This is a genomic window from Providencia vermicola, assembly GCF_020381325.1.
Taxonomy (GTDB): Bacteria; Pseudomonadota; Gammaproteobacteria; order Enterobacterales; family Enterobacteriaceae; genus Providencia; species Providencia vermicola.
Genome location: NZ_JAGSPI010000009.1, coordinates 25076 through 51588 on the forward strand (window position 1 = coordinate 25076; position 26513 = coordinate 51588).

Genomic DNA, 26513 nt, shown 5'->3' on the forward strand with positions numbered 1-26513 from the left:
AATTCACTTTTTAACTATTTTTCGGGTAATACAGGTTCATTGGGCATTGAGAGAGCTTCTTTTGTCTGTCTTTGGACAGCGGCCTGTGCATTCACTTCTTCGTTCAGCCCTTTATAAGTGGAATAACACATTAGCAGCATCATCATGGAAAGAGGGACTGCCATGGCAACTAGCGCTGATTGTAATCCTGATAACCCACCCGTCATGATGAGTACAACTGCAATCGCAGCAATCACAACACCCCAAATCGTTTTGGTGATGTGAGACGGGTTAGGATTACCGTTTTCACTGACCATGCCCAAAACAAACACCGCCGAGTTTGCTGAAGTAATAAAGAAGATCAACACCAATGCAATGGCAAGTACACTAATGAAGGTAGATGCAGGGAAATAATCTAAGAACTTAAATAGCGCAGATGTCACATCGGTTTTCACTGCATCCGCGAGCGCTGTTTGCCCTAAGTTTTGAATTAAATGAATCGCCGATCCGCCCATTACAGCAAACCATGCAAAGGCACTTAATACTGGAATAAATACTGCACCAATCATAAATTCTTTAATGGTTCGCCCTTTCGAAATGCGCGCAACAAAGCTACCGACTAATGGTGCCCAAGCAATCCACCAGCCGAAGTAAAACAGTGTCCAGTTAGCAATCCAAGTACCGTCATTATAAGGTTCCGTACGAAATGACATACTGACAAAGTTTTGTACGTAATCGCCAATACCTTGGAACAACACTTTTAAAATGGTTTGTGTTGGACCAGAGATAAAGATAAACGCCATCAATGCTAGGGCGAGGATGATATTGAGATTGGATAGATGTTTAATTGCGCCTTGTAAACCTGAAATAGTCGATGTGATATACACAATCGTAACCAGCACAATAATGCCAATCTGAACATAAATACTAATGGGCAGTCCCCATAAGTAATTCATTCCACTGTTAACTTGAAGTGTACCAAAGCCTAATGAGGTCGCGATCCCGATAACAACGGATAAGATCACTAACACATTGATCAATTTACCCATCGTCCCGTAGATCCGGTCGCCAATTAATGGATAAAACACCGAACTGAGTGAAGATGGCAGTTTTTTTCTAAATTGGAAATAACCAAGAGCAACACCGACTAACGCGTAGCAAGCCCATGCGGAAACCCCCCAATGAAGGTAAACATACTGCATCGCTGATTTTGCGGATTGCTCCGTTGATCCTTGGCCAATGGGGGGACTGATGTAGTAGGAAACTGGTTCTGCAACTCCCCAAAACATCAAGCTGATACCAATAGATGCGCTGAATAGCATAGCAATCCACGTCACTGTGCTGTATTCAGGTCGATCGCTGTCATCACCAAGACGAATATGACCAAATTTAGAAAAACCAAGAAACATGCAGAAACTAAAAAAGATAAAAACAGAGCCCAGAATGAACCAACCTAGGTTGTTATAGATAAAGCTCAGAGCAGAATGTGAAAATGCTTCCAGTTTGTCGGGGATAAATGCGCCCACACTGATGATCGCCAAGCTAATGGCTAACGACACGTAAAATACGGATTTCTTATGATTCATCATACCTCTTCTCCAGTTGCTCACTTATTTTTTGTCTTTTATGAGAGTTGGCTTGCAGGGAATGCCTGTTTATTTTTTAAGGGTACAGCTAGTTGTGGTTACTTTGGGTTTACAGAGAATAGCCATGCAAAGATTGTGTAGTCAACAAGTAATTAACCAATTATTAACAGTTAATTTGATTTAATTTCATTTAACAGTATGATTTTATTGATATATAAAATATTGTTTGAATATCATGCAATATTTTGTTTGATCATTTATGCGATCTTCGTTAACATCCACAAAAAAGATGTTAACTATAAGTTTACATAAGTGAGGGCAATTATGAGCAATGCAGCTAAAGTCATTTCGATTAATGATCACCTTGATATTGATAACGCATGGACAATCCCTGCGCGTTATTACACGTCTAATGATATTTTTGAATATGAAAAAGAAAAAATCTTTGCTAACTCATGGGTTTGTGTTGCCCACGTTAGTGAAGTTAAAGAAAAAAATTCCTACATCACCCGTGAATTGATCGGTGAAAGCTTAGTGATTGTGCGTGGTCGTGATGATGTTTTACGTGGTTTTTATAATGTGTGCCCACATCGCGGGCACCAATTAATTAGCGGTGATAGTGGTAAAGTTAAAAATGTGATTACTTGCCCTTACCATGCGTGGGCTTTCAAACTCGATGGGCAATTAGCCCATGCGACAAACTGTGAAAATGTGAATAACTTTGAGTCTGATGCGATGTCACTGAGCAGCTTCCATGTGACTGAGCATGCGGGGTTTATTTACGTAAATATGACCGTGGGTGAGCCGCAACCGATTGAAGAACAACTGCCTGGCCTTGCTGAAAAAATGCAGGAAGCTTGTGCGGTGATTGGCGATTTAAAACTGGCGGCGCGTTTTGTTAGCCATACACCAGCCAACTGGAAGACCATTGTTGATAACTATATTGAATGCTATCACTGCCCTACCAACCACGTCAGTTTCGCCAGTTCTGTGGATGTGAATGTTTACGAGCACCAACTTCTGGATAATTGGACGGTACAAATTGGTAAAGCAAAACCGTCTGAATCTTCTTATCAGTTTGATGAATCGGTTTTAGACCCGCGCTTCTTTGGTTTCTGGATTTGGCCAAGCACCATGTTCAATATGCCGCCAGGAGGGGACTTCATGACGGTTATCTATGAGTTCCCAGTGAACGCTGGGGAGACCTTGCAACACTATGATATTTATTTCCTTAATGAAGAATTGACGGAGTATCAGAAAAACTTAGTGGAATGGTATCGCACCGTGTTCCGCCCAGAAGACCTACGCTTAGTTGAAAGTGTTCAAAAAGGGCTGAGATCGCGGGGCTACCGTGGTCAAGGACGTATTATGGCCGACAGACAACGCAGTGGGATCAGTGAGCACGGTGTGGCGCATTTCCACAAAATTGTTGCTGGTGCACATACCGAAGAATAATGAAAGGAGCCGTCACATATGCAGACAGTCACTCACCCGATGCTTTTTCGTCAGTCTTGCTATATTAATGGGCAATGGGTTGATTCAGATAAAAAAATTCCTGTGACGAATCCTGCTGACCAATCTGTGCTGGGAACTATTCCCAGCCTAACGGCAGCACAAGTGGATGACGCCATTGAACAGGCTTACCGTGCAATGGACAGTTGGAAACAATTGACCGCGAAAGCACGTTCGATCATTTTACGCCGTTGGTTTGAGCTGATTGAAGCCAATGTTGATGATCTTGGCCTGATAATGACCCTCGAACAAGGTAAGCCGCTGCACGAAGCTAAAGGGGAAATTCGCTATGCAGCCTCTTTTATTGAGTGGTTTGCGGAGGAAGGTAAGCGTGTGTATGGGGAAACCATCCCCCAAACTGTTGGTAGCAACCGTATTTCAACGATAAAACAGCCGATTGGTGTCTGTAGCGCTATCACACCGTGGAATTTCCCTGCGGCGATGATCACGCGAAAAGCCGCCCCTGCTTTGGCTGCGGGCTGTAGCATTATTATTAAGCCTGCAACAGAAACACCTTTTACTGCTCTCGCATTAGCGCAGCTGGCGGATGAAGCCGGTATTCCAGCAGGGATATTTAACGTCATCACTGGGGATTCTCGAGTTTTAGGGGAAAGGCTGACTAAACATGAGCTTATCAGCAAGTTTTCATTTACAGGTTCAACACAAGTCGGTCGTGTGCTATCGGAACAATGTGCATCAACCATCAAGAAAACGTCGTTAGAACTTGGTGGTAATGCACCGTTTATTGTGTTTGATGATGCGGATATTGATAAAGCGGTAAATAGTGCGATTCAGGCAAAATTCCGCAATGGCGGGCAAACCTGTGTTTGCGTTAACCGTTTCTACCTTCATGATGCTATTTTCGACGAATTTAAGACCAAATTCGTGACAAAAGTCGCCAAATTGAAAGTCGGAAATGGGTTGGCGGTTGGCACAGATATCGGGCCAATGATCACTACACGCGCTATTGATGGTATGAATGCATTATTGCAAGACGCATTGGCAAAAGGTGCAAAGCAGCTGGTATTGGGCAATGAAATCAAAGAGCAAGGTCATTTTTTCAATCCAAAAGTACTGGTGGATATTGATGATTCGATGGACATTGTGCACGAGGAAATCTTTGGACCTATCGCAACGTTGATCCGCTTTACTGATGAAAATGAAGTTATTAAGCGAGCAAATAATACCATTTATGGACTCGCGGCTTACTTCTTCTCCCGTGATGTGAACCGTGTTTATCGCGTTGCTGAAAAACTGCAAAGTGGCATGGTGGGGATCAATACAGGGTTGATTTCTAATGAAGTGGCACCATTTGGTGGGGTTAAACAGTCAGGATTGGGTAAAGAAGGGTCTCGATATGGTATTGAAGACTACTTAAGTATCAAATACCTGTGCTTAGATATCGGCGAATAAGAGGGACGCGGTGATGAGCCAAGAAAAAATTGCAGTGAATGTCAGCCGAATCGAACAAGTGAGTTCAACCGTTAAAATGTTCGAATTTGTTGCCCAAGAAGGAAATTTCCTGCCTTTTAGTGCTGGCAGTCATGTCACTGTACACATGGGGGAGCAAACGGGCTTACAGCGCGCTTATTCGCTGATTAGCGACCCAAAACATAGAGGCAGTTACTGTATTTCCGTTTTGCGTGATGAAAATTCGAAAGGTGGCTCGGCATTTATGCATGAGCAGCTGTCTGTTGGCGATTGTATTCATCTTTCACCTGCTCAAAATTTCTTTTCCCTGGAACAAGATAACCAGTGTAAGCACTTGCTAATTGCTGGAGGGATCGGTATCACACCGTTTTTGTCTTATTTGTATGAATTAGAGCAAGGCGGTATGGATTTTGAGTTACATTATTGCTTTCGCGATGTGAAAACCGCTGCGTTTGTCGAACATTTACAACAGCGTATTGGTTCACGCTTACACCTTTATGATGGCAGCCAAGGGCAGAGGATGTCTGTCGAGCAATTGATTCAGTCTCAGCCTTCGTCTAGCCATGTGTACGTGTGCGGCCCTCAATCATTAATTAATGAGGTGATTGAAAAAGGTAACCAATATCTAGGAGACTCACAGGTACATTTTGAAAACTTTGGTGAAGTTGCCAGTGAAGGGGATTCTTTCGAAGTTTACTTTCAACGTTCAGGCTTTAGCTTAGAAGTTGGCAAAGATATGTCTATTTTACAGGCTATTGAAGCGGATAAGCGCATCAATGTGGAATGTTTATGCCGTAATGGGGTTTGCGGAACCTGCGAAACCGCGATCCTTGAAGGCGAAGCTGATCATCGTGACCACTATTTAGATGACGATGAGAAAGCAGAGCAAAAAACCATGATGTTGTGCGTGTCTAGGGCAAGAAGTAAGCGTTTAGTACTTGATTTATAAATGTATTCCCCCACTGTTATTTGTGGGGGGAGTATCAAATTGGTTTGAGTTCAAACATCAAAAAGGGTTGGTTTTCATCATTAAAATGTTGATATGCAGTAATTTGTTTATCTTGAAACACGATTTGCCCACGGCCTGTTTGGCACACTTCTTCTAGCCATGTTTTGTGATTAATGATGAGTTGGTACAATAAACGTTGCAGTTCGAGGTAGTCAATTTCAGTGGATTGGCTACTCAAGTTACTGGCAAGGATTTCACCCGCTTTGTCAGTGAAAGCGACTAAGTAATTGAAGTGGGAGAGTAAAACATCAAAATAGCACTTAATTTTTCGTAGGCGTAATTCGCTATTCTTACGTTCGGTATTATCAAGGCTGATCCCAACTAATTTAGTGACTTTACCATTTGGCCCTTTAACCCCTGTGGCGCGAGAAGTGATCCAACGGTACTCGCCTTCCCAGTTAATTTTAAAATCCATCTCATGGGCACCGCCTTCACGAATGATTTTTGAGTAACCATTCACCAGCTTCTCTTTGGACTCAGGCGCCATCAATGCCCAAAAATCTTCATTAGTCGTAATTTTAATGCCATAAACGGCTTCGACATTATCTGAGTAGTTTAATTCCCCTGTGAGCAAATCCCATTCCCACGTTACGATATCGGCAGATTCTTGCAGGTGCACTTCGTTGATGTTACGCATCACCCCTGCATTGGTGACCGTAATTTGGTTGTTCGTATATTCGCCGTATTTTAACCAAATTTTATCGACATCCAGTAACGTTGCCAATTTATCAAGGTTGTCTTCGTCGATCATACCACCTTTCGTCCACTTATTGACGGCGGTTCGGGAGACGCCAAGGGCTTGTGCCGCCTTAAGTTGGCTCATTTTCTTTTGTTTGAGTAGTTTTAATAAACGTTCTTTGAATGTCTCAGTTTCTGTCATCAATTGGTATCAACCTTTACTGAAGGTGTTGCCATAAATCCATTTTGCAAATGGGCCGCAAGGTACTGTTCGAGATTTTCAATGAAAACTCTAAGATTAGCACTTGTTCGAATACTTCTCGAATAAACGGCATAAACATCTGCGGTTTGGTACCATTCTGGGAGAACACGCACTAACTGTCCAGATTCTAATTCTGGCAAGACACTCCACAATGATCGCAGTAGGATGCCTTCCCCACTTAAACACCATTGCTTTGCAACCTCACCATTATTCACGGTGAGTTGACTGTTCGGGCTAACGGTCATGCTTTCTTGGTTGTGGGCTAATTTCCACACCGCGGGGGCTTGATTGCGTTCTTTAATCGCAATACAAGAATGTTTTTGTTCAAGTTCTTGTGGATATACTGGGTAGCCATTTTTTTCTAAATAGCGAGGTGCGGCACAGAGTATGCGTTGATTGGCAGCGATACGCCGTGCAATAAACTGATCGGAGATAGTGCCTCCGATACAAATATCCACATCAATGTTTTCATTAATAATATCAACGGATTTATCTGTTAACGTGAGGTCGATAGCCAATAAAGGGTACTGAGCGCGTAATGATAGGATAAACGGATTGATATAAGTGCTGCCAAACCCTGTGCTACAACTGATCCGCAGTGTACCACGGATTTCTTCCCGGCAAGCATTGAGCGTTTCTTGCATATGTTCAAGTTCCGCTAACATCAATTCACTGCTGCGTAGAATAATTTGCCCTTCATGGGTGAGCTTAATTGAGCGTGCACTTCGAAAAAATAGTGTTTGCCCCAGATTTTCTTCCAACAGTTTGATTCGTTTAGAAATATAGGCAGGTGAAACCAATAGCTGTGCTGCCGCTTGAGAAAAACTCATTAAGTGGGCGACAGTGACAAAAACGCGAATGTCCTCTAACGCAGGGAGCTTGTTCATAGTTTGTAAACCTAAGGATTACAGTTCATGTCTATACTTTATCACAGCAATCCCTAAACTGGAGAAAAACACACCTAATTCATTTATCAGAGGTTTTCACCATGTCACAATTCAACATAGCGGTTATTCCAGGCGATGGTATTGGTACAGAAGTGATCCCCGAGGGGTTAAAAGTTTTACAAGCCGCTGCGAGCAAACACAATGTAAAACTCAACTTTACACAATTTGATTGGTCATGTGAAACCTATCACCGCACTGGGCGTATGATGCCAGAAGACGGTTTAGAGCAACTGAAAAAGTTTGATGCGATTTTTCTTGGTGCAGTAGGTTTCCCTGGTGTACCAGACCATATTTCGTTATGGGGTTTATTGTTGCCTATTCGCCGTGCATTTAACCAGTATGTTAACCTGCGCCCAGTTCGCTTATTTGATGGGATTAAATGCCCACTGGCAGATAAAAAACCAGGGGATATTGATTTTTATGTGGTGCGTGAAAACGTAGAAGGAGAATACTCCGCTATTGGTGGTATTCAATATGAAGGCACTGAAGATGAAATGGTGTTGCAACAGAGTATTTTTACCCGCAAAGGCACTGACCGTATTTTAAAATATGCATTTGAATTAGCGCAAACTCGTGAGAAAAAACACCTGAGTTCAGCCACTAAATCTAACGGATTATTCCACTCTATGCCGTATTGGGATAGCCGCGTGGCTGAAATGGCAAAACACTACCCAGAGATTAAAGTCGATCAATTCCACATTGATATTTTTGCGGCAAATTTAGTGCGCATGCCAGAGTTTTACGATGTGATTGTTGGGTCAAATTTATTTGGGGATATTTTGTCTGATTTAGGCCCAGCCTGTACTGGAACCATTGCGATTGCACCGTCTGCCAATATCAACCCAGAAAAAGAGTTCCCATCGATGTTTGAGCCAGTCCATGGCTCAGCCCCTGACATTGCAGGGTTAAATATTGCTAATCCAATAGGGACAATTTGGGCGGCAGCGATGATGATGCAACACTTAGGTTGCCCTGAAATGCACGATAGCATTATGGTTGCGGTGGAAACGGCGATTAAAGAGCGCCGTCACTTAACCCGTGATATGGGTGGAAATGCAAGTACTCAGGCGTTAGGCGATGAAATCACTCAATTGATTTTGTCGTAATCCGTTCGTTATTTAAGTCATTTTTATGTCACATCGGGGTATTGTTTTTACCATACCTCGATGCTTTGATTGTTAATACCCCCAAGATCTGCGAAAATATCCGCCAATTATGTTTAACAAGACGGATTTGCACCGCTAAATGCTACATTAAGCTAAGACGCGTGCCGCTATAAATCTGTATTCAGACGAAAAGAACGGTTAAATGACAGATCAGAATTTTCTACAGGAAGTTAGCACGCGTAGAACGTTTGCTATCATCTCTCACCCCGATGCGGGTAAAACCACGATTACAGAAAAAGTATTGCTGTTCGGGCACGCTATTCAACGTGCAGGGACAGTAAAAGGCCGTGGCTCCAATCAGCATGCAAAATCCGACTGGATGGAAATGGAAAAACAGCGTGGTATTTCGATTACCACATCTGTGATGCAGTTTCCGTACAATGATTGCTTAGTTAACTTACTGGATACCCCAGGGCACGAAGACTTCTCTGAAGATACCTATCGAACGTTAACTGCTGTTGACTGCTGCTTAATGGTTATTGACTCTGGTAAAGGGGTTGAGGATCGTACTCGTAAACTGATGGAAGTTACCCGTCTGCGTGATACGCCAATTCTGACTTTCATGAATAAACTCGACCGTGATATTCGTGATCCAATGGAACTACTGGATGAAGTGGAAAATGAGCTGAAAATTGCTTGTTGTCCAATCACTTGGCCTATTGGTTGCGGTAAGTTATTCAAAGGGGTTTATCATTTACTGCGTGATGAGACGATTCTTTACCAAACAGGTCAAGGTCATACAATTCAAGAAGTTCGTATCATCAAAGGGTTAAATAACCCTGATTTAGATGCGGCGGTAGGTGATGAGCTGGCAGCACAATTGCGCGATGAGTTAGAGCTGGTTCAAGGCGCTTCCCACGAATTTGACCATGATGCGTTCTTAGAAGGGGAATTGACGCCTGTTTTCTTCGGTACTGCATTAGGTAACTTTGGGGTTGACCACATGTTAGATGGTTTGGTCGAGTGGGCGCCAGCACCACAAGCCCGCCAAACTGACGTGCGTGAAGTTGAAGCCACAGAAGAAAAATTCACGGGCTTCGTCTTTAAAATCCAAGCCAATATGGACCCGAAACACCGTGACCGCGTTGCGTTTATGCGTATTGTTTCAGGTACCTACGAAAAAGGCATGAAGTTACGCCAAGTGCGAATCAAAAAAGACGTGGTAATTTCCGATGCATTAACCTTTATGGCTGGGGATCGTTCTCAGGTCGAAAATGCCTACGCTGGGGATATCATTGGTTTGCATAACCACGGGACGATTCAAATTGGTGATACGTTCACTCAAGGTGAAGAACTGAAATTCACGGGGATCCCGAACTTTGCACCAGAGCTGTTCCGTCGCATTCGTTTACGTGATCCACTGAAGCAAAAACAGCTGCTAAAAGGGCTGGTTCAATTATCTGAAGAAGGTGCGGTGCAGGTGTTCCGTCCATTAACCAATAACGATTTAATCGTCGGTGCGGTAGGGGTACTACAGTTTGATGTGGTCGTTTCGCGTCTGAAAAGCGAATACAACGTTGAAGCGATTTATGAAGCGGTTAACGTTTCAACGGCACGTTGGGTTGAATGTGATGACGCGAAGAAATTCGAAGAATTTAAGCGCAAAAATGAGCAAAATTTAGCCCTTGATGGCGGTGATAACTTATCGTATATCGCACCAACGATGGTGAACCTCAACCTGACCAGCGAACGTTATCCAGACGTTCGGTTCCGTAAAACACGCGAACACTAATCTTGTTTTGAACCCGCTATTTCATCATGAAGTAGCGGGTTATCTCTTCCTGATGCTCTTTTAGAGAGCCTTTTCCTGTCTTTAAAACTATTTCATCAAGAATATTCTGTCTTTACCCTTGAACCACTTTATTTTTTCTGTTTTTTTACTTAGGCTAGTAACGTTAACTCGTTTACCACAGTGAAAGGAAGGTTCCTATGAAAAAGGCAATACTATTAAGTAGTTTTACTGCTATTGGATTGAGCTTTGCACTCACTGCATGCAGCTCATCATCAGATGGCGCGCTGAAAAAACAAGCTTCTGAAACGTGGGATAGTGCGGCCAAAACCGTTGAAATGGCAGGTAAAGATACGGGGAATGCTATCTCTAGCGGCGCAAAAAATACGGGCGAATACATTGATGATTCGGCAATTACTGCGGATGTGAAAGGCAAATTATTGGGCACCAAGGGAATTTCTAGCAATAGCGTATCCGTGAAAACGGTTAACGGTGTAGTCTATCTTTCAGGTTTTGTGAAATCTGCTGACCAAATCGATAAAATTACGCAGGTTGCTTCCCGCGTTAATGGGGTGAAATCTGTGCAAAATGGATTGGTGCTTGCTAACTAATCTGTAAATAAATGTCTCAATAGCCCAAATTGATGAACGTTTATTGTACAATGTCGATAGAATGAGCTTTCAAAGGGAAGCTCATTCTGTTTTTGAGTCAATGAAAGCTATTCAAGTCATTCAGGTGTATTATGGGAAAACACGTTTCAGTCACTTTAGGCACTATTGAGCCTCTCGCATTTTTAGATAATATCAACTCAGGAAAAACCGCACTGATTTGTGAAGGTGGCGGGCAGCGAGGGATTTTTACTGCAGGTGTACTGGACGAGTTTCTGATTTCTGATTTTAACCCATTTGATTTAATGATTGGTACCTCCGCAGGGGCGCAAAATTTATCTGCTTATATCTGCGGGCAAGCAGGCTATGCACGCCGTGTGATCACTCGTTATACCACTAATTCTGCGTTTTTTAATCCACTACGTTTTATCCGTGGGGGTCACCTCATTGACCTCGATTGGTTGATCGAAACCACAGCAAAAGAGTTCCCTTTGAGAATGGAAGCGGGGCTGGATCTCTTGGATTCAGGCCGTGAATTTTATATGGGGGCTAGCCGTAGTGATGATTTTTCTGCTGAGTTTTTACAACCCAATGCAGATACTTGGCTGGATATTATTCGTGCATCGAGTGCAATCCCTGGGTTCTACCGCGAAGGCGTTGAATTTGATGGCACGTTATATCACGATGGTGGGATCAGTGCGGCAATCCCTGTTGAGGAAGCCTACCGACGTGGGGCTGAAACAATTGTGGTGATCCGTACTGTGCCATCCCAAATGTATTTCACCCCTGAATGGGTGAAAAGAATGACGCGCTGGTTGGAAGGTGAGAATAACGGATTACAGCGCATGGCGGCGATGTTGAAAGTGCATCTGAAAAGCTATCGCAAGACGCAAGAATTTATTGAAAATCCGCCTAAAGATGTGCAAGTTTTCGAAATTTACCCACCTGTTCCGCTAAAAAGTAGCGCATTGGGGAGTAAAATCTCTTCCTTAAATGAAGACTATCATACAGGGCGACGTTGTGGACGTTATTTCATGGCAGCGCTTGGTGCAGGGTTTAATCAGAGTCAAAACAGCTTCAGTCGCACTTTGGCACAGAAGATGGAACTCAATCCCCTTGAGATTGATATCGAACCTTCAGAGCAAAATGCATCAGTGCCTGAAGATCTAGTGCCAGAGCTTGCTGAGGCACCTTCAATTATATTGCCAGTGAATGAAAATCGTAATGGATAAACCTCAATTTATTGATACTCACTGCCATTTTGATTTTCCGCCTTTTAGTGATGCGCTTAGCGAAAGCTTGCACCTTGCACAACAAAGTGGCGTAGAACAGATTGTTATCCCTACGGTGAGTTTAGATAACTTCGCTCGTGTGTGGCAATTGGCGCAGCAATACCCTCAATTGCATGCAGCGATGGGGTTTCATCCTCTGTATATCAGTCAGTATCAAGATGCACACTTTGATGTATTAGTGGATTACCTTCAGCAGAAAAATACAAACTGTGTGGCAGTAGGGGAAATTGGGCTCGATCTATACATGCCAAACCCGCAGTTTGAGCGCCAACAGCAATTGTTAATTGCGCAGCTTAAGCTGGCAAAACAGTTTGATTTACCTGTCATTTTGCATTCTCGCAAAACGCATGACCCGCTAGCAGCGATATTGCGCCGTATTGATGTGCCAGCTCGTGGAGTAGTACATGGTTTTTCGGGGAGCCTATCCCAAGCTCAAGCTTTTGTTAAACTCGGTTATTATATTGGTGTCGGGGGAACAATAACCTATGAGCGTGCTAATAAAACTCGCTATGTGATGTCGCAATTACCACTCACATCATTATTGTTTGAAACTGATGCGCCAGATATGCCTGTCTCAGGTTTCCAGGGAGAGCCCAATCGACCAGAGCGTATTGAGTGGGTTTTTCGTTCATTTTGTGAGCTTCGCCACGAATCTCCAGAAGAAATCGCTCAACAACTTTACAATAATAGCCTGTCGTTATTTAATCTGACAAAGTAAAAACAGTTAAAACGATAAGTAATGCTTATATAAATCTGTTTCCCATCTGATTTAATCCATTCAGCTTTTACTATGACTTATGACACCTTTAGCGCCTTTCCAGATAAAACTGACTGAATTTTGTGATTGTTATCACATTATTTGAATTTTCAGTGTTTCTTGCACCTCGTATTTGTGATGAACATTGCGAGTTATTCATGATGACTAGGTATAATCATCACACAAAGAGACAAGGCGACTTACACGTTTCCTTATATATCAACCTAGAATCAAGTGAACAGGGATCCTTCCATGCAACTCATTATGAGTATTATAGGAATGGCGGTACTCATCGCGATAGCTATCCTATTTTCTAGCAATCGCCGAGCGATAAGACTTCGCACTGTAGGTGGTGCTTTTATTATCCAATTGGCAATCGGTGCATTAGTGTTATATGTCCCTGCTGGGCGCAGCGTGCTACAAGGGATGTCTGATGGTGTTTCTAAAGTCATCGGATATGGTCAAGATGGTATGAGCTTTATTTTTGGCGGCTTAGTGTCCGACAAAATGTTTGAATTATTTGGCGGTGGCGGCTTTATTTTTGCTTTTCGCGTTCTGCCTATTATTGTGTTTTTCTCATCATTGATCGCTGTACTTTATTACTTAGGTATCATGCAGTTGGTAATTAAAGTATTGGGTGGCGGTTTACAGAAAGTCCTTGGCACATCACGAACTGAGTCCTTATCTGCGACGGCGAACATTTTCGTGGGGCAAACTGAAGCACCTTTAGTTGTTCGTCCTTACATTGCAACCATGACCACTTCTGAACTGTTCGCGATTATGTGTGGTGGTTTAGCGTCAGTGGCGGGTTCTGTGCTAGCGGGTTACGCACAAATGGGCGTGCCAATGGAATACTTGATTGCCGCATCATTTATGGCGGCACCAGGTGGTCTGTTATTCGCAAAACTGATGGTTCCTGAAACAGAAGATGTGCGCGATAGAGTTAACGCGACTGATTTAGTTGCAGAAGATGAACGTCCTGCAAATATTATTGACGCCGCAGCAGCGGGAGCATCGTCAGGGATGCAATTAGCATTGAACGTTGGCGCTATGTTATTAGCGTTCATTGCATTGATTGCATTAATCAATGGTATTTTAGGTGGCATTGGTGGTTGGTTTGATTATCCGCAGCTGTCCCTTGAGTTGCTATTAGGTTGGTTGTTTGCGCCTATTGCTTACTTAATTGGTGTGCCGTGGAGCGAAGCCACTATTGCGGGCTCATTTATTGGTCAAAAAATTGTTGTGAATGAATTTGTTGCGTTCATGAATTTCGGTGAATACATGAAGGCAGATGCAGAAGTGATTGCAGCAGGTAAGCAAGTGCTATCTGACCATACAAAAGCCATTATTTCATTCGCATTGTGTGGTTTTGCGAACTTATCGTCAGTGGCAATTTTGCTGGGTGGTTTAGGCGGAATGGCACCAAATCGCCGTGGCGACGTTGCGCGTCTTGGCATGAAAGCAGTCATGGCAGGAACATTATCTAACTTAATGAGCGCGACTATTGCTGGCTTATTCTTGACCTTGGGGGCAGCTGCGGTAGCATAAAGCATCGTGTAAGATTTTAGGCAGGTTTATTCAGCCTGTTCACTATAGAAGCGGAAGGGCGTAGCTCTTTCGCTTTTATTTTTATCGGTTATATTCTTTTGCTATCTTTTATATTCAACGGCAGAATTTCAACTATTCTTAACTTAGTCAATTAATGATTGTCTAAGGCTAGAAAAGCCATTTGAGTGAATAAATTAACAGTTGGATCGGGTATAATGAGATCTGATTCACATAATTATATTTAATAATGTAACATTCAGTCGATTAATGTGATTTGTAGCACATAAAGTGACGCTGTTCCATGGTCAAATAGACACTAGTAAGCTGCTAATGGAACTGCTAGTTCTCAGAGTCGAATGACTCTAGGGCATCGTGCGGTGAGAAGGAACTCAGCTGCTCAGTTCGGAAGCATCCGGCTGGCATCTTTAAGGAACCAAGCCCGCTCGCCAACAAAGAACGTGTCGTTCTGAAGAATTAATAACGTTGGAGAGTTATATGACTGATTTAAAAGCAGCCGCACAACGCGCGCTGACCCTGATGGATTTAACCACATTGAATGATGACGACACTGATGCAAAAGTGATCGCATTATGCCATCAAGCCAAAAGCCCTGCTGGCAACACAGCGGCAATTTGTATCTACCCTCGTTTCATTCCAATTGCGCGTAAAACTTTGCGTGAGCAAGGCACACCTGACGTTCGCATTGCGACCGTAACCAACTTCCCACATGGCAATGATGATATTGAAATCGCATTAGCAGAAACCAAAGCGGCTATTGCTTATGGTGCGGATGAAGTTGACGTTGTATTCCCATACCGCGCGCTGATTGCAGGCAATGAACAAATCGGTTTTGATTTAGTCAAAGCATGTAAAGACGCTTGTGCAGCTGCCAATGTGTTACTGAAAGTGATCATTGAAACAGGTGAATTAAAAGATGCTGCGTTAATTCGTAAAGCGTCTGAAATTTCAATTAAAGCAGGTGCTGATTTTATCAAAACCTCAACAGGTAAAGTGCCTGTTAACGCAACATTAGAAAGTGCAGAAATCATGATGCAAGTCATCAGTGATATGGGCGTTGCAAAAACCGTTGGTTTCAAACCTGCGGGTGGTGTACGTACCGCAGAAGAAGCTGCGGATTACTTAGCATTAGCAGGCCGAATTTTAGGTGACAATTGGGCTGATAGCCGCCACTTCCGTTTTGGCGCATCAAGCTTACTAGCAAATTTATTAAACACGCTGGGTTACGACGTTAAAAAATCAAGCAGCAATTATTAATTTTCGCATTATTGTTAGCCGATAAATTCGACTTTAAAGGAGTATATCGTGTTTCTGGCACAAGAAATTATTCGTAAAAAACGCGATGGTAAACCATTAAGCGAAGAGGAAATTCGCTTTTTTATCAATGGTGTTCGTGATAATTCTGTTTCGGAAGGTCAAATTGCTGCACTGGCAATGACCATCTATTTTAACGATATGACGATGCCTGAGCGTGTTGCACTGACGCTGGCTATGCGTGATTCAGGAACGGTGCTGAATTGGAAATCACTCAACCTTAACGGCCCGTTGGTGGACAAACACTCTACAGGCGGTGTTGGTGATGTGACTTCCCTGATGCTAGGCCCAATGGTCGCTGCATGCGGCGGTTATGTCCCTATGATTTCAGGCCGTGGTCTGGGTCATACAGGTGGTACGCTGGATAAGCTGGAAGCTATCCCTAATTTCGATATCTTTCCTGATGATGTTCGTTTCCGTGACATTATTAAAGGTGTGGGTGTGGCAATTATTGGGCAAACCAATTCATTAGCACCAGCAGATAAACGCTTTTATGCAACCCGTGATATTACTGCAACAGTTGACTCGATTCCGCTGATCACTGCATCCATTTTAGGTAAAAAACTGGCTGAAGGCCTTGATGCCTTAGTCATGGACGTAAAAGTCGGCTCTGGCGCATTTATGCCAACCTATGAGAAATCAGAAGAACTGGCAGAGTCAATTGTCAAAGTGGCAAATGGCGCAGGGTGTAAAACGACGGCATTGTTAACCGACATGAACGAAGTGTTGGCGTCCAGTGCGGGTAATGCGGTTGAAGTGCGCGAAGCTGTGCAATTCTTAACTGGCGAATACCGTAATCCACGTCTGTATGAAGTGACAATGGCACTTTGTGTGGAAATGTTGGTTTCAGGCTCGTTAGCAGCTACTCGTGAAGAGGCTCGCCAAAAACTGCAAGCGGTGCTGGATAACGGTAAAGCGGCAGAAGTGTTTGGCCGTATGGTTGCAGCACAAAAAGGCCCAGTAGATTTTGTTGAAAATTATGACAAATACCTACCAACTGCCGTGCTGAGCAAAGCCGTTTATGCACCGAAAAACGGTATTATCACGCAAATGGATACGCGTGCATTGGGGATGTCCGTTGTGACATTAGGCGGCGGTCGCCGTAAAGCAACAGACCCAATTGACTACAGTGTTGGTTTGAGTGATATCGCGGCACTTGGCGCGAAAGTGGATACACAAACACCATTGGCAATTATCCATGCAAACAGTGAAAAAGCATGGGAAGAAGCGGCAAAAGAAGTGCGCGCAGCAATGGTGATTGGTGATAATTCCCCTGAGCAAACGCCGATGGTTTATCGCCAAATCAGCGAGTAATACAAATAGATTTTAGTGGTATATCGTTCTAATAAATACCGCAGGAGAAAAATATGAAACGCACATTTATTATGGTTTTGGATTCCTTTGGGATCGGCGCTGCACACGATGCACATAAATTTGGTGATGAAGGCTCAAATACATTGGGTCACATTGCAGATGCTTGTGCACGCGGCGAAGCGGATATTGGTCGTAAAGGGCCTCTGCATTTACCTAATTTAACAAAATTAGGTTTAGGTAAAGCAGGAGAAGAATCAAGCGGTTCATTCCCTGCGGGTCTTGATCCTAATGCTGAAATTATCGGTGCATATGGTTACGCAAGCGAGATTTCTTCTGGTAAAGATACCCCATCAGGCCACTGGGAAATCGCGGGTGTGCCTGTGTTATTCGATTGGGGATATTTCTCTGACGAAGAAAACAGCTTTCCACAAGAACTGCTAGATACTTTAGTTAAAAAAGCTAACCTGCCAGGCTACTTAGGTAACTGCCATTCATCTGGTACTGTCATCCTAGACCAACTGGGTGAAGAGCACATGAAAACTGGGAAACCAATTTTCTATACCTCTGCAGACTCTGTATTCCAAATTGCGTGCCACGAAGAAACGTATGGCTTAGACAAACTGTATGAGCTGTGCGAAATCGCACGTGAAGAGTTAACAAAAGGTGGTTATAACATCGGCCGTGTTATCGCGCGTCCATTTGTTGGTGATAAAGCAGGTAACTTCTCACGTACGGGCAACCGTCACGATTTAGCGGTTGAACCACCAGCACCAACTGTACTGAAAAAATTAGTGGATGAGAAACAAGGTGAAGTTGTTTCTATCGGCAAAATTGCGGATATTTACGCACACGTTGGTATCACTAAGAAAATTAAAGCAACAGGTATCGATGCACTGTTTGATGCAACAGTAGAAGAAATGAAACTGGCGGGTGATAACACTATCGTGTTCACTAACTTTGTTGACTTTGACTCAGCATACGGTCACCGCCGAGACGTTGCAGGTTATGCAGGAGCATTAGAACTGTTCGACCGCCGTTTACCTGAATTAATGAAACTGGTTAAAGAAGATGACATTCTGATTTTAACAGCTGACCACGGTTGTGACCCAACTTGGCCAGGTACAGATCATACACGTGAGCACATTCCAGTTCTCATTTATGGGCCAAAAGTGAAACCAGGTTCATTAGGTCACCGCGAAACGTTCGCAGATATTGGTCAGACAGTCGCTAAGTATTTTGATTTGTCGCCAATGGATTACGGTAAACCAATGCTTTAATCCCAATTACCCGTCATACTTTGAGCTGTAGCGGTGTTGGCTGCACAAAACCACCCTAATCACATACTGATGTATGCTCATAGGGATGATTTTGCTAGCCGCCTAGCTACAACTCAAATTATCTAGGGTAATGAGTTAATTAGGGTAATAATTGCTTAGGGTTATGGAATTCTGATTCTAATAATAAGGTGGGGGACCACCTTATTTATTTTAAAAATATTTTATCGTTTAAAGGGAAATAATCATGGCAACTCCACATATTAATGCAGAAATGGGTGATTTCGCTGATGTCGTTCTGATGCCAGGCGATCCATTACGTGCAAAATACATCGCAGAAACTTTCCTGCAAGATGTCCGTCAAGTGAACAACGTTCGTGGCATGTTAGGTTTTACAGGGACTTATAAAGGTCGTAAGATTTCTGTCATGGGTCACGGCATGGGTATCCCTTCTTGCTCAATCTATGCAAAAGAATTGATCACCGATTTCGGTGTAAAAGTGATTATTCGTGTAGGTTCATGTGGCGCAGTGATGGATGATGTGAAACTGCGTGATGTTGTTATCGGTATGGGTGCTTGCACAGATTCTAAAGTTAACCGCCTGCGTTTCAAAGACCAAGATTTCGCGGCAATCGCAGACTATGATTTAGTTCACAATGCGGTTGAAGCAGCAAAAGCCAGAAAAGTTAACGTCCGTGTGGGTAACCTGTTCTCTGCTGACCTATTCTACACGCCAGATCCAGATATGTTCAAAGTGATGGAAAAATACGGCATCTTAGGTGTTGAAATGGAAGCTGCGGGTATCTATGGTGTTGCGGCAGAATACGGTGCACGCGCACTGGCTATCTGTACCGTATCAGACCATATCAAAACTGGTGAACAAACCACTTCTGATGAGCGTCAAACTACATTTAATGAAATGATTGAAATCGCACTGGACTCAGTACTGTTAGGCGACAAATAATCGTTTGATTTGATAAATAGCTTTCGATGAATGCCACGTATAGCGTGGCATTTTTTTGCTTAAATAGCGACTAGATACCTGAAAGGATCATATCAACAGCAGAAATAATTTTGGTATGAATGCTTGGTATAATACAAACAAGGTCATTTGGTTTGAGTTTATTTTTAGAAACGGTTGTAATTGATTTTGTAATAATTACATGATGGATGCCGTGAATTGTGATTATTGGTGATAAGACTTTTATTTGCGCATTTTTTTGTGATAGCGGAGCAATAGGCATAATTACTCGTGAATGATAGTCATCAAGTAAGTTATTTTGGATATCAATAATATAAGGGTATTGTTCTTTAGACTTAATGGACTTATTACGGTATACGGCATATTGCAGCATCAAATTACTCCATACTCACCATCATCAGTAAATAGACCCGCTTGCTCTTCGAATTCATTGAATGCATCAATGGCGATTTTATGTATTTCTTTCCATTCCGATTTAGGTGCTGATTTAACTAAAGCAGCAGGACTCTTATGAGGAAGTGTTTGATTTAATGGCTTAGATAAATGATTTTGCATTTTATTTATTATCTCAAATTATGGAGGCACAGAATATTTATTAGTTTAAGATAGCTCCAAGCCACTCGCAATGAATAGGGCGAATTTTAGGACTAACTTTTTATTCGGCTCATCATCACGGCATCAACGTATTGCCCGTCACGAAACGCATAATCTCGCATACGGCCTTCTTGCACAAAGCCAAATTTCTCATATAGCCCGACTCCGCTACCATTTGTAGCGAACACTTCGAGCTCAATGCGGTGCACATTCAACCAGTTATCGCAGTAATCTACCATCACTTGCATCAGCTTTGAGCCAATGCCTTTTCCTTGGTGTGTTTCGCTAACCGTGATGCCAAAGGTGGCCACATGACGGCGGCGAACTTGGCTTGGTTGGCTAATAACCAGTAATCCGACAACGATATTATCAATGGTGGCGACAAACTGCGTCACAAGCGGATCATTCGCCCCAAGACGCGCTTCCCATGTTTTTTCTGTTGGGTATGGTAACTGTAATGTATTGGCGTAAGCCGAATAGTCCGTGTGAATTTGTGTGATGGCAGGGATATCTGCCATTGTCGCTCTGCGTATGATTACGTCACTCATGATTTTCTCTTATTATCATTTTCTAGAAGGATATTAATCACATTAAAAATAATATATGTCAACTAACAATATTATATAAATCAAGTAGTCACATTACATTTTACTGGCTGGATTTAAAAACAATAAAGGAATCGCTATCTGATATCGAAAGCCTGTGGGCTTATATATGATTTTTATGTTTTTTACCTAAAAATAGGAAATTTAATATGAAAATCCCTAAAGCTATAAGCCTAACACCCCAAAATCATGCTAAAAAACAAACGGATCCATCAATTTCATTGAATGATATGGTAGATAATATTATTAGAAGATATAACTTTTATAAGGGTTCTAGCCATCTAATAATAGATAAAATAGTGAGTTTGAAGAATAGTGTGGGTGATGATGGAATGAAGGAAATACAGGAGGCATGGGCGAAAAAGAGTGAGGCTAATAAGAAGGCGAAATATAAAATTGATAAGTATTTTCATCGGGGTATGAAAGCTAGCACAAATTATTTTTCTTCGTCTCCTGAACAATCACTTCCTGCTAAAAAAACACAAACTGAGCAAAAAGAAAATACACTTGATAAAGTGACTGAGCGAAAATCACATAGTGACGATTTATCTAATGATTCAATAAAAGAAAAACAATTAAATCAATCGGGATTAAGTGAAAAAAAACCTGAATTTCAAAAAATTCTTCCACATCATACGATAGAGGAAGCAATTAAAATTAAAGTGATTTTTGACAAGATTTCGGGACGCTCATTAAATTTGATTGAAGCTAAAATTAAGGAAAGATTTAATGAGTTAAAATCAAGTGAAACACCCGAAAAATTTGAAATTGAAATGTTAAATATGCAGGGGATATTAAAAAAATATGATAATGAATTAGTATGTAAGAAAATAGATACAATCATTAATAAATATTTAGATGAGCATGAATTGTATATTAGAGAAAACAAAAATCTGATAAGCCGAGTTTGGTACGCCATAAATTCCGTATTTGGGTTGCAAAGTATTACCCCACGGAAACTCAATGAATTTAAAATGGTAATTGTAGATAATTTTGAAAAAGAGCCTATTGAAAATATTGAAAAACACGCATCTGATTTAAAGCAAAGAATATCAGATTACACTCATGAAAATATTGCTAAAATGGTTAATGATTTCATTGATATTCATTCAATAGATAGAATAAATGAATTGAAGAGTGATGAAAAACTCAGTGTTGCAAGTAAAACAGAATTATTGGAACCTAAAGGAAGTGTAGCTACGGAAGAGTTATTGAAGGAAGTCAGTTTAAAGAAAATAGTTTCACATATATTCAATCGAGTAATTAATAATATACGAAGACTCTTTTCTAGAAATTAATCACAAATTTCGGTCATATAAGAGTATGGTAAACAATAAAAAAATGAGCCCGTTATACCTACGGACTCATTTTACTAATGCATATTAAGGCGTCATCATAAACACTTTGCTGTTTTGCCCTAAATATTGACGAGCCAAACGGTTTATATCTTCAACTGTGAGTTGGCGCACAATGGCTTTTTCTTGGTTCAAACGTTGATATAGCCCATCATCAGCAGCGATTTGTGCCAGTGCTTCTGTCCAATAGCTTGCACTGTCAGTGACTTGCGAATGCTCCGTTAACCAAATATTTTTGGCTTCCGTTAACTCTTTTTCACTCACACCCGATTGGCGAATTTGCGCAATGGTTTTTTGCGCGATTGCTGTCATTTCCTGCGCACGCTCAGGGGAGGTGGTGAAGTTCAAGCGAGCAAGGTAATAAGGCTGCGGTTTTTTCGCTAACATTTGAGAGAAACCGAGCGCATAAATTCCGCTGGCTTTTTCACGTAGTTCCCCGCGTAAGCGTTGGCTAACAAGGGTATCAATCAATTGCAGTGCGAGTTGATCTTGCTGTGTCCAAACTGCAGGCGCCGCAAATTGAATGCTCACCATACTTTTATCGCTGCTACTGATCGGGTAGGTTTTATTGAAACTCGCCATTTTTGGCATGATGCCTTGGTCGCGTGATACCAATTTTTGGTCATTAGATGGCAGTGAAGCAACCCATTTCTCTAACATTGGTTTCAGATCTTTGCTATTCATCGCCCCTGTTATGACCAACGTCATATCCGCGGTTGAGGTGACTAATTGGCGATTGGCTTGTTGCAATTGTTGTGCGGTGAATTGCTGCCAGCCACCTTGAGGATTGATGACTAAAAATTCACCGTGGGTATAACTTTCCTGATTGATATTATCGAGGAAGGTTCGCTCCACAGGCGTTTTCGATAAATTTAACGCAAAAGACTGTTTTTGTTGCTCGAGTTTTTCCCCGCTAAATTGCGGCGCAGTGAGTTTTAAATTCAGTAGCTGTAATGCGGTTTCGAGGTTATCGACAGGGGTTTTACCACGAAAGCCGTGTGTCAGTAACTCACTGTAAGGGCGTAGCGAAATTTGGTTTTGTTTTGCGAGCAGCGCTAAATCACGCGCGCTGTAGTGACCATAACCGCTGCTTTCAGGCAGTTTCAATGCCCAGTCGGTTAAACCTGCAGTTTGTTGGGTTTCTAAGGAACGGCCACCTGGTAATTGAAGGTTAAACTGAATATCATCTTTAAGATTTTTATCCGTTTTAACAATCACTTTGATGCCATTACTTAATGTCCATTGCTCGGTTTTATCAACGGGCAATTTGGCTTGCTCAACAATAGTGCCTTTTGCCACTTCAGGCAGTTGCAAGGCAATGGCTTTTGAGCGTAACGTAAATGGCCCTGGTGAGCTTTGGCGGACGTTGAGCCATTGGGTATTAAATGTGGATTTATCCACGGTTGGGGCATCAGTATCTGGGCCAATCAGCGCTAAGCGTGGGGAAGCCACTTGTAGGAATTTTGCCACGTGTTGCTGTAACGTTTGTGGTTTTATTCCATTAATCAATTGATAGCTGCCATCCAATTGCTGGCGTTTATTCCACATTGGCATGTCATACTCAAGGGCGGTCGTCAGCTGCCCTGCCAGATAATCATTGCTGTAGCGTTGTTCAGAGGCGGCTTGTAAGCTGAGCTTTTTCAACATCGCTTGTTTTGCACTATCGAGCTCTTCTTGGGTTACAGGCTCAGTGGCTAATCGCTGTAATTCCGTAAACAGAATTTGAGTGGCACCTGCATAGTCATTGCCTTTCGGGTGGATAATCATCAGTTGCTGTAAACGTTGGTTATCCAGCATTGCACCTTGCTCATTGATACTGATCGATGGCAGAACACCATTATCCACCATCACCGTAAAGCGTTGGTTTAAAATGGCGAGCCATAAACTGTCTAATAAGTCTTCTTGTTGCCCTAAGCGGGTATTCAGTGGTGCGCTAACATCTTTTTGTAAGGAAAATTGAACATAACGTGCACCTTGTTCCTTATCAAAAATTCCTTGCACTAACATATTGGTGGAGCTAGCAAATTGCTTCCATTGCGGGTTATCTTCTGCCACTTTTTCAGGTTTAGGTAAGGCAAATAAAGTATTGACCTGATGGCGAACTGAAGAACTATTAAAGTCACCAATCACTAACAGGGTCATGCGTTGTGGTTGGTACCATGTTTGATAGTAGTTTTTTGCTTGTTCAATTGGTGCTTGGCGCACGATATCGAGGGAACCAATTGGGTTACGTTCTGCATAACGGCTGCCGTGGTAACGTAATTTTTCAAGACTATCATTAATGCGGTAGCCCATCCCTTGGCGTAAGCGCCACTCTTCGACAATCACAGGGCGTTCTTTTTCAAACGCCTCTTGGTCGAACGTCATATTTGAGGCCCAGTCTGCCATGACTTGCAAGCCAGTCTCTACCTGTTTCGCGGTTGCATCGGGTAACGACAACTTATACAGGGTGGAATTTAAACTGGTGATGGCGTTAACGTGGCTACCCAGCTTCAGCCCTTGCTGTTCAAGCTGTTTAAAGCCCGTTGTACCGGGAAAATGTTTGGTGCCTTTAAAGGCCATGTGCTCGGTAAAATGCGCAAGACCAAGCTGCTGTTCATTTTCTTGCAATGAGCCGCTACTCACTAATAAACGCAACTCAACACCCGGCTGGTTACGCTGTAAGAGGTAAACTTGCAGGCCGTTATCTAATTGATAATGCTGTAGATCGCTACGCACAGGCAGTAAGGTTTGCGCATTTTGGCTGGTGGCAACACTACCTGCACAACCTCCTAGCAGTAAACTGATGCAAGTAGCAAAGGTGATTTTACGAAGCATATTCAGGTGTTCCTGTCATTACAGAGTCAGTACGGATAGACTCTGATAGGTGAATTTTTTGTTCTGCAAATTGCGCAACAAAGCGTTGGTGGCTAACGAGTACAATAGCGCTATCGTGTAATTCTGCTTTTAACAGTGCGAGTAATTCCAATGCACTGCTTTCATCCAGCGCCGATGTAGTTTCATCAAGCAGTAAGAGTTTCGGGCGATTAAGCAACAAACGCGCAAACATGATGCGTTGTTGTTCGCCTCCAGATAGGCGGTTGTTCCAGTCCGTTTCTAAGGCGAGCTGATGGTGCAGTTTTTCTAACCCCACTAAGGTCAGCGCATATTGAAAATCGTGTTGGCTAAATTGGCTAGCAGCTTGCGGGTAAGCTAGTAAGTTATCTAAGCGGCTGACAGGTAAATACAAGCGCTGTGGGATCCACATGACGTGCTCTGTGCGTGAAATCGTACCGCTAAAGAACGGCCAGTGGCCACTGAGTGTGCGCAGTAAAGTGGATTTACCAATACCAGAGCGTCCTGAAATTAATGTCAGTTCCCCTTGTTTGGCCGTAAAGTTAACGTCTTCAACCAGTAGGCGGTTATCTGCCGTTGATACGCTAATTTTGGCGGCTAGCGGTGCATGTTGTTCATCAACAGTGACTTGCGCTTTATTGTCGTTTTCCAGTAACACCACGAAGTTATATAAACGGGAGACGGTAGCTTGCCATGCCGCAATTTCTTTATAGGCGAAAATAAACCAGCCCAAAGAGGTGGCAACGCTAGTGAACGCTTGGCGCAATTGCATTAATCCACCTAACATAATTTCCCCTGCAAGGAATTTAGGTAAGGCCAATAAAACAGGCGCTAATGCGGTGACTTGTTGGTAACCCACAGTGTAAAAAGATAAGTTTCGCTCACAGCGGATCAAACGGTTCCAGTTAGTGATGATTTCACCAAAACGCCCCATTAACTCTTTTCTGTCTTGGTTTTCACCGCGCTGCCCTGCGATGGCGTCACCGTGTTGGCGGCAGTTAATGAGCGAGCTACGGTAATCGGCTTCACGGCGCTGCTTATCCATGTGCAAACGGCGCAGTGGAAAACCAATCCACTGGGTGAGGGCGATACCAATTAGGGTATAAATGATACAAGCCCAGAACATATAACCAGGGATAGTCCAATCGCTATCGGCAAAGTTGAATGACAGGCTACCAGAGAGCGTCCATAAAATTGCCGCGAATGAGATGAGTGTTAACATTGAGTGTAAGAATGTCACTACCAGGTTGAGTGTCGATTCAATCAATAAACGAATGTCTTCAGCGATACGTTGGTCGGGGTTGTCGGGCTCTTGGGCGGTGAGCCTTAACAGGTAATGTTTACTGTTGGGGGATAACCAACGGCCAAGGACTTGCTCAGTCATGCCTTTACGCCAACGGATAATCAACATTTGTTTGAGGTAATTTCCCATGACCACTACAAAGATTAACCCGCTGACTAAGATAACAAAGTACTGTAATAAGCCATACAGTGCTTGGCCATCAAGCTTTTGTAGCGCGTTATAAAAGTCGCCGTTCCACATGTTCATTTTGACGTTGAACCACACGGATGACAGCGTTAGCCCCAGTGAGGCGAAAAGCAGTATCCAGCACAAAAGGGCAGCACGCTGCCCCCAAAAAGGTTTTACTAAATAGAAAAATTGTTTCAGTGTCTTCATGACGTTTTATTCATTTGTTGTTTTAATAGCTCACATTGCC

General features: G+C 42.7%; 22 protein-coding genes. 14 read left to right on the plus strand and 8 right to left on the minus strand.

Features of this window, described 5'->3' with window-relative positions; genetic code table 11:
* Positions 1 to 14 precede the first annotated feature (14 nt).
* Complete coding sequence (locus KDJ85_RS14095) at positions 15 to 1568, minus strand: BCCT family transporter (protein WP_225820211.1); 1554 nt, start codon at positions 1566 to 1568, stop codon at positions 15 to 17.
* A 321-nt stretch (positions 1569 to 1889) separates the two neighbouring features.
* Between KDJ85_RS14095 and KDJ85_RS14100 the strand changes: the two genes are divergently transcribed.
* From KDJ85_RS14100 to KDJ85_RS14110, 3 genes are read left to right on the plus strand one after another with little or no spacing between them, the layout of a single operon-like run.
* Positions 1890 to 3020, plus strand: coding sequence for an aromatic ring-hydroxylating oxygenase subunit alpha (locus KDJ85_RS14100; protein WP_225820212.1), 1131 nt, complete (start codon positions 1890 to 1892; stop codon positions 3018 to 3020).
* 18 nt (positions 3021 to 3038) lie between these two features.
* Positions 3039 to 4490, plus strand: a complete 1452-nt coding sequence (locus KDJ85_RS14105; protein WP_225820213.1) for an NAD-dependent succinate-semialdehyde dehydrogenase — start codon at positions 3039 to 3041, stop codon at positions 4488 to 4490.
* A gap of 13 nt (positions 4491 to 4503) precedes the next feature.
* Complete coding sequence (locus tag KDJ85_RS14110) at positions 4504 to 5457, plus strand: PDR/VanB family oxidoreductase (RefSeq protein ID WP_225820214.1); 954 nt, start codon at positions 4504 to 4506, stop codon at positions 5455 to 5457.
* Positions 5458 to 5491: 34 nt separating this feature from the next.
* Here KDJ85_RS14110 and KDJ85_RS14115 read toward each other — a convergent pair whose 3' ends face one another.
* Together KDJ85_RS14115 and KDJ85_RS14120 are read right to left on the minus strand one after the other, a co-directional pair.
* Complete coding sequence (locus KDJ85_RS14115) at positions 5492 to 6397, minus strand: helix-turn-helix domain-containing protein (RefSeq protein WP_206084785.1); 906 nt, start codon at positions 6395 to 6397, stop codon at positions 5492 to 5494.
* Complete coding sequence (locus tag KDJ85_RS14120; RefSeq protein ID WP_225820215.1) at positions 6397 to 7344, minus strand: LysR substrate-binding domain-containing protein; 948 nt, start codon at positions 7342 to 7344, stop codon at positions 6397 to 6399. Before KDJ85_RS14120 ends, KDJ85_RS14115 begins: the two co-directional genes overlap by 1 nt.
* Before the next feature lie 101 nt (positions 7345 to 7445).
* Between KDJ85_RS14120 and KDJ85_RS14125 the strand changes: the two genes are divergently transcribed.
* The 10 genes from KDJ85_RS14125 to deoD all read left to right on the plus strand — a co-directional run bounded on the left by KDJ85_RS14125 (position 7446) and on the right by deoD (position 19388).
* Entirely contained in the window at positions 7446 to 8510 is a 1065-nt protein-coding gene (locus KDJ85_RS14125; protein WP_225820216.1) for a tartrate dehydrogenase, read from the plus strand.
* A 202-nt stretch (positions 8511 to 8712) separates the two neighbouring features.
* Complete coding sequence (prfC, locus tag KDJ85_RS14130) at positions 8713 to 10302, plus strand: peptide chain release factor 3 (protein WP_206084485.1); 1590 nt, start codon at positions 8713 to 8715, stop codon at positions 10300 to 10302.
* Between the two features lie 197 nt (positions 10303 to 10499).
* The gene (locus tag KDJ85_RS14135) at positions 10500 to 10910 is read left to right on the plus strand and encodes a BON domain-containing protein (RefSeq protein ID WP_047755654.1); all 411 of its coding nucleotides are present in this window, start codon (positions 10500 to 10502) and stop codon (positions 10908 to 10910) included.
* 131 nt (positions 10911 to 11041) lie between these two features.
* On the plus strand, positions 11042 to 12139 hold the full coding sequence (locus KDJ85_RS14140) for a patatin-like phospholipase family protein (RefSeq protein WP_225820217.1): 1098 nt from the start codon (positions 11042 to 11044) through the stop codon (positions 12137 to 12139).
* Positions 12132 to 12917, plus strand: a complete 786-nt coding sequence (locus KDJ85_RS14145) for a TatD family hydrolase (RefSeq protein WP_225820218.1) — start codon at positions 12132 to 12134, stop codon at positions 12915 to 12917. The genes KDJ85_RS14140 and KDJ85_RS14145 overlap by 8 nt, the downstream gene beginning before the upstream one ends.
* A gap of 303 nt (positions 12918 to 13220) precedes the next feature.
* Complete coding sequence (locus tag KDJ85_RS14150) at positions 13221 to 14504, plus strand: NupC/NupG family nucleoside CNT transporter (protein ID WP_225820333.1); 1284 nt, start codon at positions 13221 to 13223, stop codon at positions 14502 to 14504.
* 495 nt (positions 14505 to 14999) lie between these two features.
* Positions 15000 to 15779, plus strand: coding sequence for a deoxyribose-phosphate aldolase (gene deoC / locus KDJ85_RS14155; RefSeq protein WP_225820219.1), 780 nt, complete (start codon positions 15000 to 15002; stop codon positions 15777 to 15779).
* Positions 15780 to 15827: 48 nt separating this feature from the next.
* Entirely contained in the window at positions 15828 to 17150 is a 1323-nt protein-coding gene (gene deoA / locus KDJ85_RS14160) for a thymidine phosphorylase (protein WP_225820220.1), read from the plus strand.
* 53 nt (positions 17151 to 17203) lie between these two features.
* Entirely contained in the window at positions 17204 to 18427 is a 1224-nt protein-coding gene (deoB, locus tag KDJ85_RS14165; protein WP_225820221.1) for a phosphopentomutase, read from the plus strand.
* Positions 18428 to 18671: 244 nt separating this feature from the next.
* A complete protein-coding gene (gene deoD, locus KDJ85_RS14170) occupies positions 18672 to 19388 on the plus strand; it encodes a purine-nucleoside phosphorylase (protein ID WP_206084491.1) in 717 nt (238 codons plus the stop codon).
* 70 nt (positions 19389 to 19458) lie between these two features.
* Here deoD and KDJ85_RS14175 read toward each other — a convergent pair whose 3' ends face one another.
* The 3 genes from KDJ85_RS14175 to KDJ85_RS14185 all read right to left on the minus strand — a co-directional run bounded on the left by KDJ85_RS14175 (position 19459) and on the right by KDJ85_RS14185 (position 20548).
* The gene (locus tag KDJ85_RS14175) at positions 19459 to 19779 is read right to left on the minus strand and encodes a CcdB family protein (protein WP_225820222.1); all 321 of its coding nucleotides are present in this window, start codon (positions 19777 to 19779) and stop codon (positions 19459 to 19461) included.
* The gene (locus KDJ85_RS14180; RefSeq protein WP_225820223.1) at positions 19779 to 19961 is read right to left on the minus strand and encodes a type II toxin-antitoxin system CcdA family antitoxin; all 183 of its coding nucleotides are present in this window, start codon (positions 19959 to 19961) and stop codon (positions 19779 to 19781) included. The genes KDJ85_RS14175 and KDJ85_RS14180 overlap by 1 nt, the downstream gene beginning before the upstream one ends.
* Before the next feature lie 92 nt (positions 19962 to 20053).
* A complete protein-coding gene (locus KDJ85_RS14185; RefSeq protein ID WP_225820224.1) occupies positions 20054 to 20548 on the minus strand; it encodes a GNAT family N-acetyltransferase in 495 nt (164 codons plus the stop codon).
* A 206-nt stretch (positions 20549 to 20754) separates the two neighbouring features.
* Between KDJ85_RS14185 and KDJ85_RS14190 the strand changes: the two genes are divergently transcribed.
* Positions 20755 to 21903, plus strand: coding sequence for a hypothetical protein (locus tag KDJ85_RS14190; protein ID WP_225820225.1), 1149 nt, complete (start codon positions 20755 to 20757; stop codon positions 21901 to 21903).
* An 84-nt stretch (positions 21904 to 21987) separates the two neighbouring features.
* On the opposite strand, the gene KDJ85_RS14195 is transcribed toward KDJ85_RS14190, so the two are convergent.
* Complete coding sequence (locus tag KDJ85_RS14195) at positions 21988 to 24777, minus strand: M16 family metallopeptidase (RefSeq protein WP_225820226.1); 2790 nt, start codon at positions 24775 to 24777, stop codon at positions 21988 to 21990.
* Entirely contained in the window at positions 24767 to 26473 is a 1707-nt protein-coding gene (locus tag KDJ85_RS14200; RefSeq protein WP_225820227.1) for an ABC transporter ATP-binding protein/permease, read from the minus strand. Before KDJ85_RS14200 ends, KDJ85_RS14195 begins: the two co-directional genes overlap by 11 nt.
* Between the last annotated feature and the right edge of the window lie 40 nt (positions 26474 to 26513).

What these genes read in the sequence shown, in the direction of transcription:
- KDJ85_RS14110 (WP_225820214.1), top strand. Translation starts at nt 4,504, where the DNA reads ATGAGCCAAGAAAAAATTGCAGTGAATGTCAGCCGAATCGAACAAGTG.
- deoB (WP_225820221.1), top strand. Translation starts at nt 17,204, where the DNA reads ATGAAACGCACATTTATTATGGTTTTGGATTCCTTTGGGATCGGCGCT.
- deoC (WP_225820219.1), top strand. Translation starts at nt 15,000, where the DNA reads ATGACTGATTTAAAAGCAGCCGCACAACGCGCGCTGACCCTGATGGAT.
- prfC (WP_206084485.1), top strand. Translation starts at nt 8,713, where the DNA reads ATGACAGATCAGAATTTTCTACAGGAAGTTAGCACGCGTAGAACGTTT.
- KDJ85_RS14105 (WP_225820213.1), top strand. Translation starts at nt 3,039, where the DNA reads ATGCAGACAGTCACTCACCCGATGCTTTTTCGTCAGTCTTGCTATATT.
- KDJ85_RS14180 (WP_225820223.1), bottom strand. Translation starts at nt 19,961, where the DNA reads ATGCAAAATCATTTATCTAAGCCATTAAATCAAACACTTCCTCATAAG.
- KDJ85_RS14150 (WP_225820333.1), top strand. Translation starts at nt 13,221, where the DNA reads ATGAGTATTATAGGAATGGCGGTACTCATCGCGATAGCTATCCTATTT.
- KDJ85_RS14120 (WP_225820215.1), bottom strand. Translation starts at nt 7,344, where the DNA reads ATGAACAAGCTCCCTGCGTTAGAGGACATTCGCGTTTTTGTCACTGTC.
- KDJ85_RS14195 (WP_225820226.1), bottom strand. Translation starts at nt 24,777, where the DNA reads ATGCTTCGTAAAATCACCTTTGCTACTTGCATCAGTTTACTGCTAGGA.
- KDJ85_RS14100 (WP_225820212.1), top strand. Translation starts at nt 1,890, where the DNA reads ATGAGCAATGCAGCTAAAGTCATTTCGATTAATGATCACCTTGATATT.
- KDJ85_RS14095 (WP_225820211.1), bottom strand. Translation starts at nt 1,568, where the DNA reads ATGATGAATCATAAGAAATCCGTATTTTACGTGTCGTTAGCCATTAGC.
- KDJ85_RS14140 (WP_225820217.1), top strand. Translation starts at nt 11,042, where the DNA reads ATGGGAAAACACGTTTCAGTCACTTTAGGCACTATTGAGCCTCTCGCA.
- KDJ85_RS14125 (WP_225820216.1), top strand. Translation starts at nt 7,446, where the DNA reads ATGTCACAATTCAACATAGCGGTTATTCCAGGCGATGGTATTGGTACA.
- KDJ85_RS14135 (WP_047755654.1), top strand. Translation starts at nt 10,500, where the DNA reads ATGAAAAAGGCAATACTATTAAGTAGTTTTACTGCTATTGGATTGAGC.
- KDJ85_RS14190 (WP_225820225.1), top strand. Translation starts at nt 20,755, where the DNA reads ATGAAAATCCCTAAAGCTATAAGCCTAACACCCCAAAATCATGCTAAA.
- KDJ85_RS14200 (WP_225820227.1), bottom strand. Translation starts at nt 26,473, where the DNA reads ATGAAGACACTGAAACAATTTTTCTATTTAGTAAAACCTTTTTGGGGG.
- deoD (WP_206084491.1), top strand. Translation starts at nt 18,672, where the DNA reads ATGGCAACTCCACATATTAATGCAGAAATGGGTGATTTCGCTGATGTC.
- KDJ85_RS14185 (WP_225820224.1), bottom strand. Translation starts at nt 20,548, where the DNA reads ATGAGTGACGTAATCATACGCAGAGCGACAATGGCAGATATCCCTGCC.
- KDJ85_RS14115 (WP_206084785.1), bottom strand. Translation starts at nt 6,397, where the DNA reads ATGACAGAAACTGAGACATTCAAAGAACGTTTATTAAAACTACTCAAA.
- KDJ85_RS14175 (WP_225820222.1), bottom strand. Translation starts at nt 19,779, where the DNA reads ATGCTGCAATATGCCGTATACCGTAATAAGTCCATTAAGTCTAAAGAA.
- KDJ85_RS14145 (WP_225820218.1), top strand. Translation starts at nt 12,132, where the DNA reads ATGGATAAACCTCAATTTATTGATACTCACTGCCATTTTGATTTTCCG.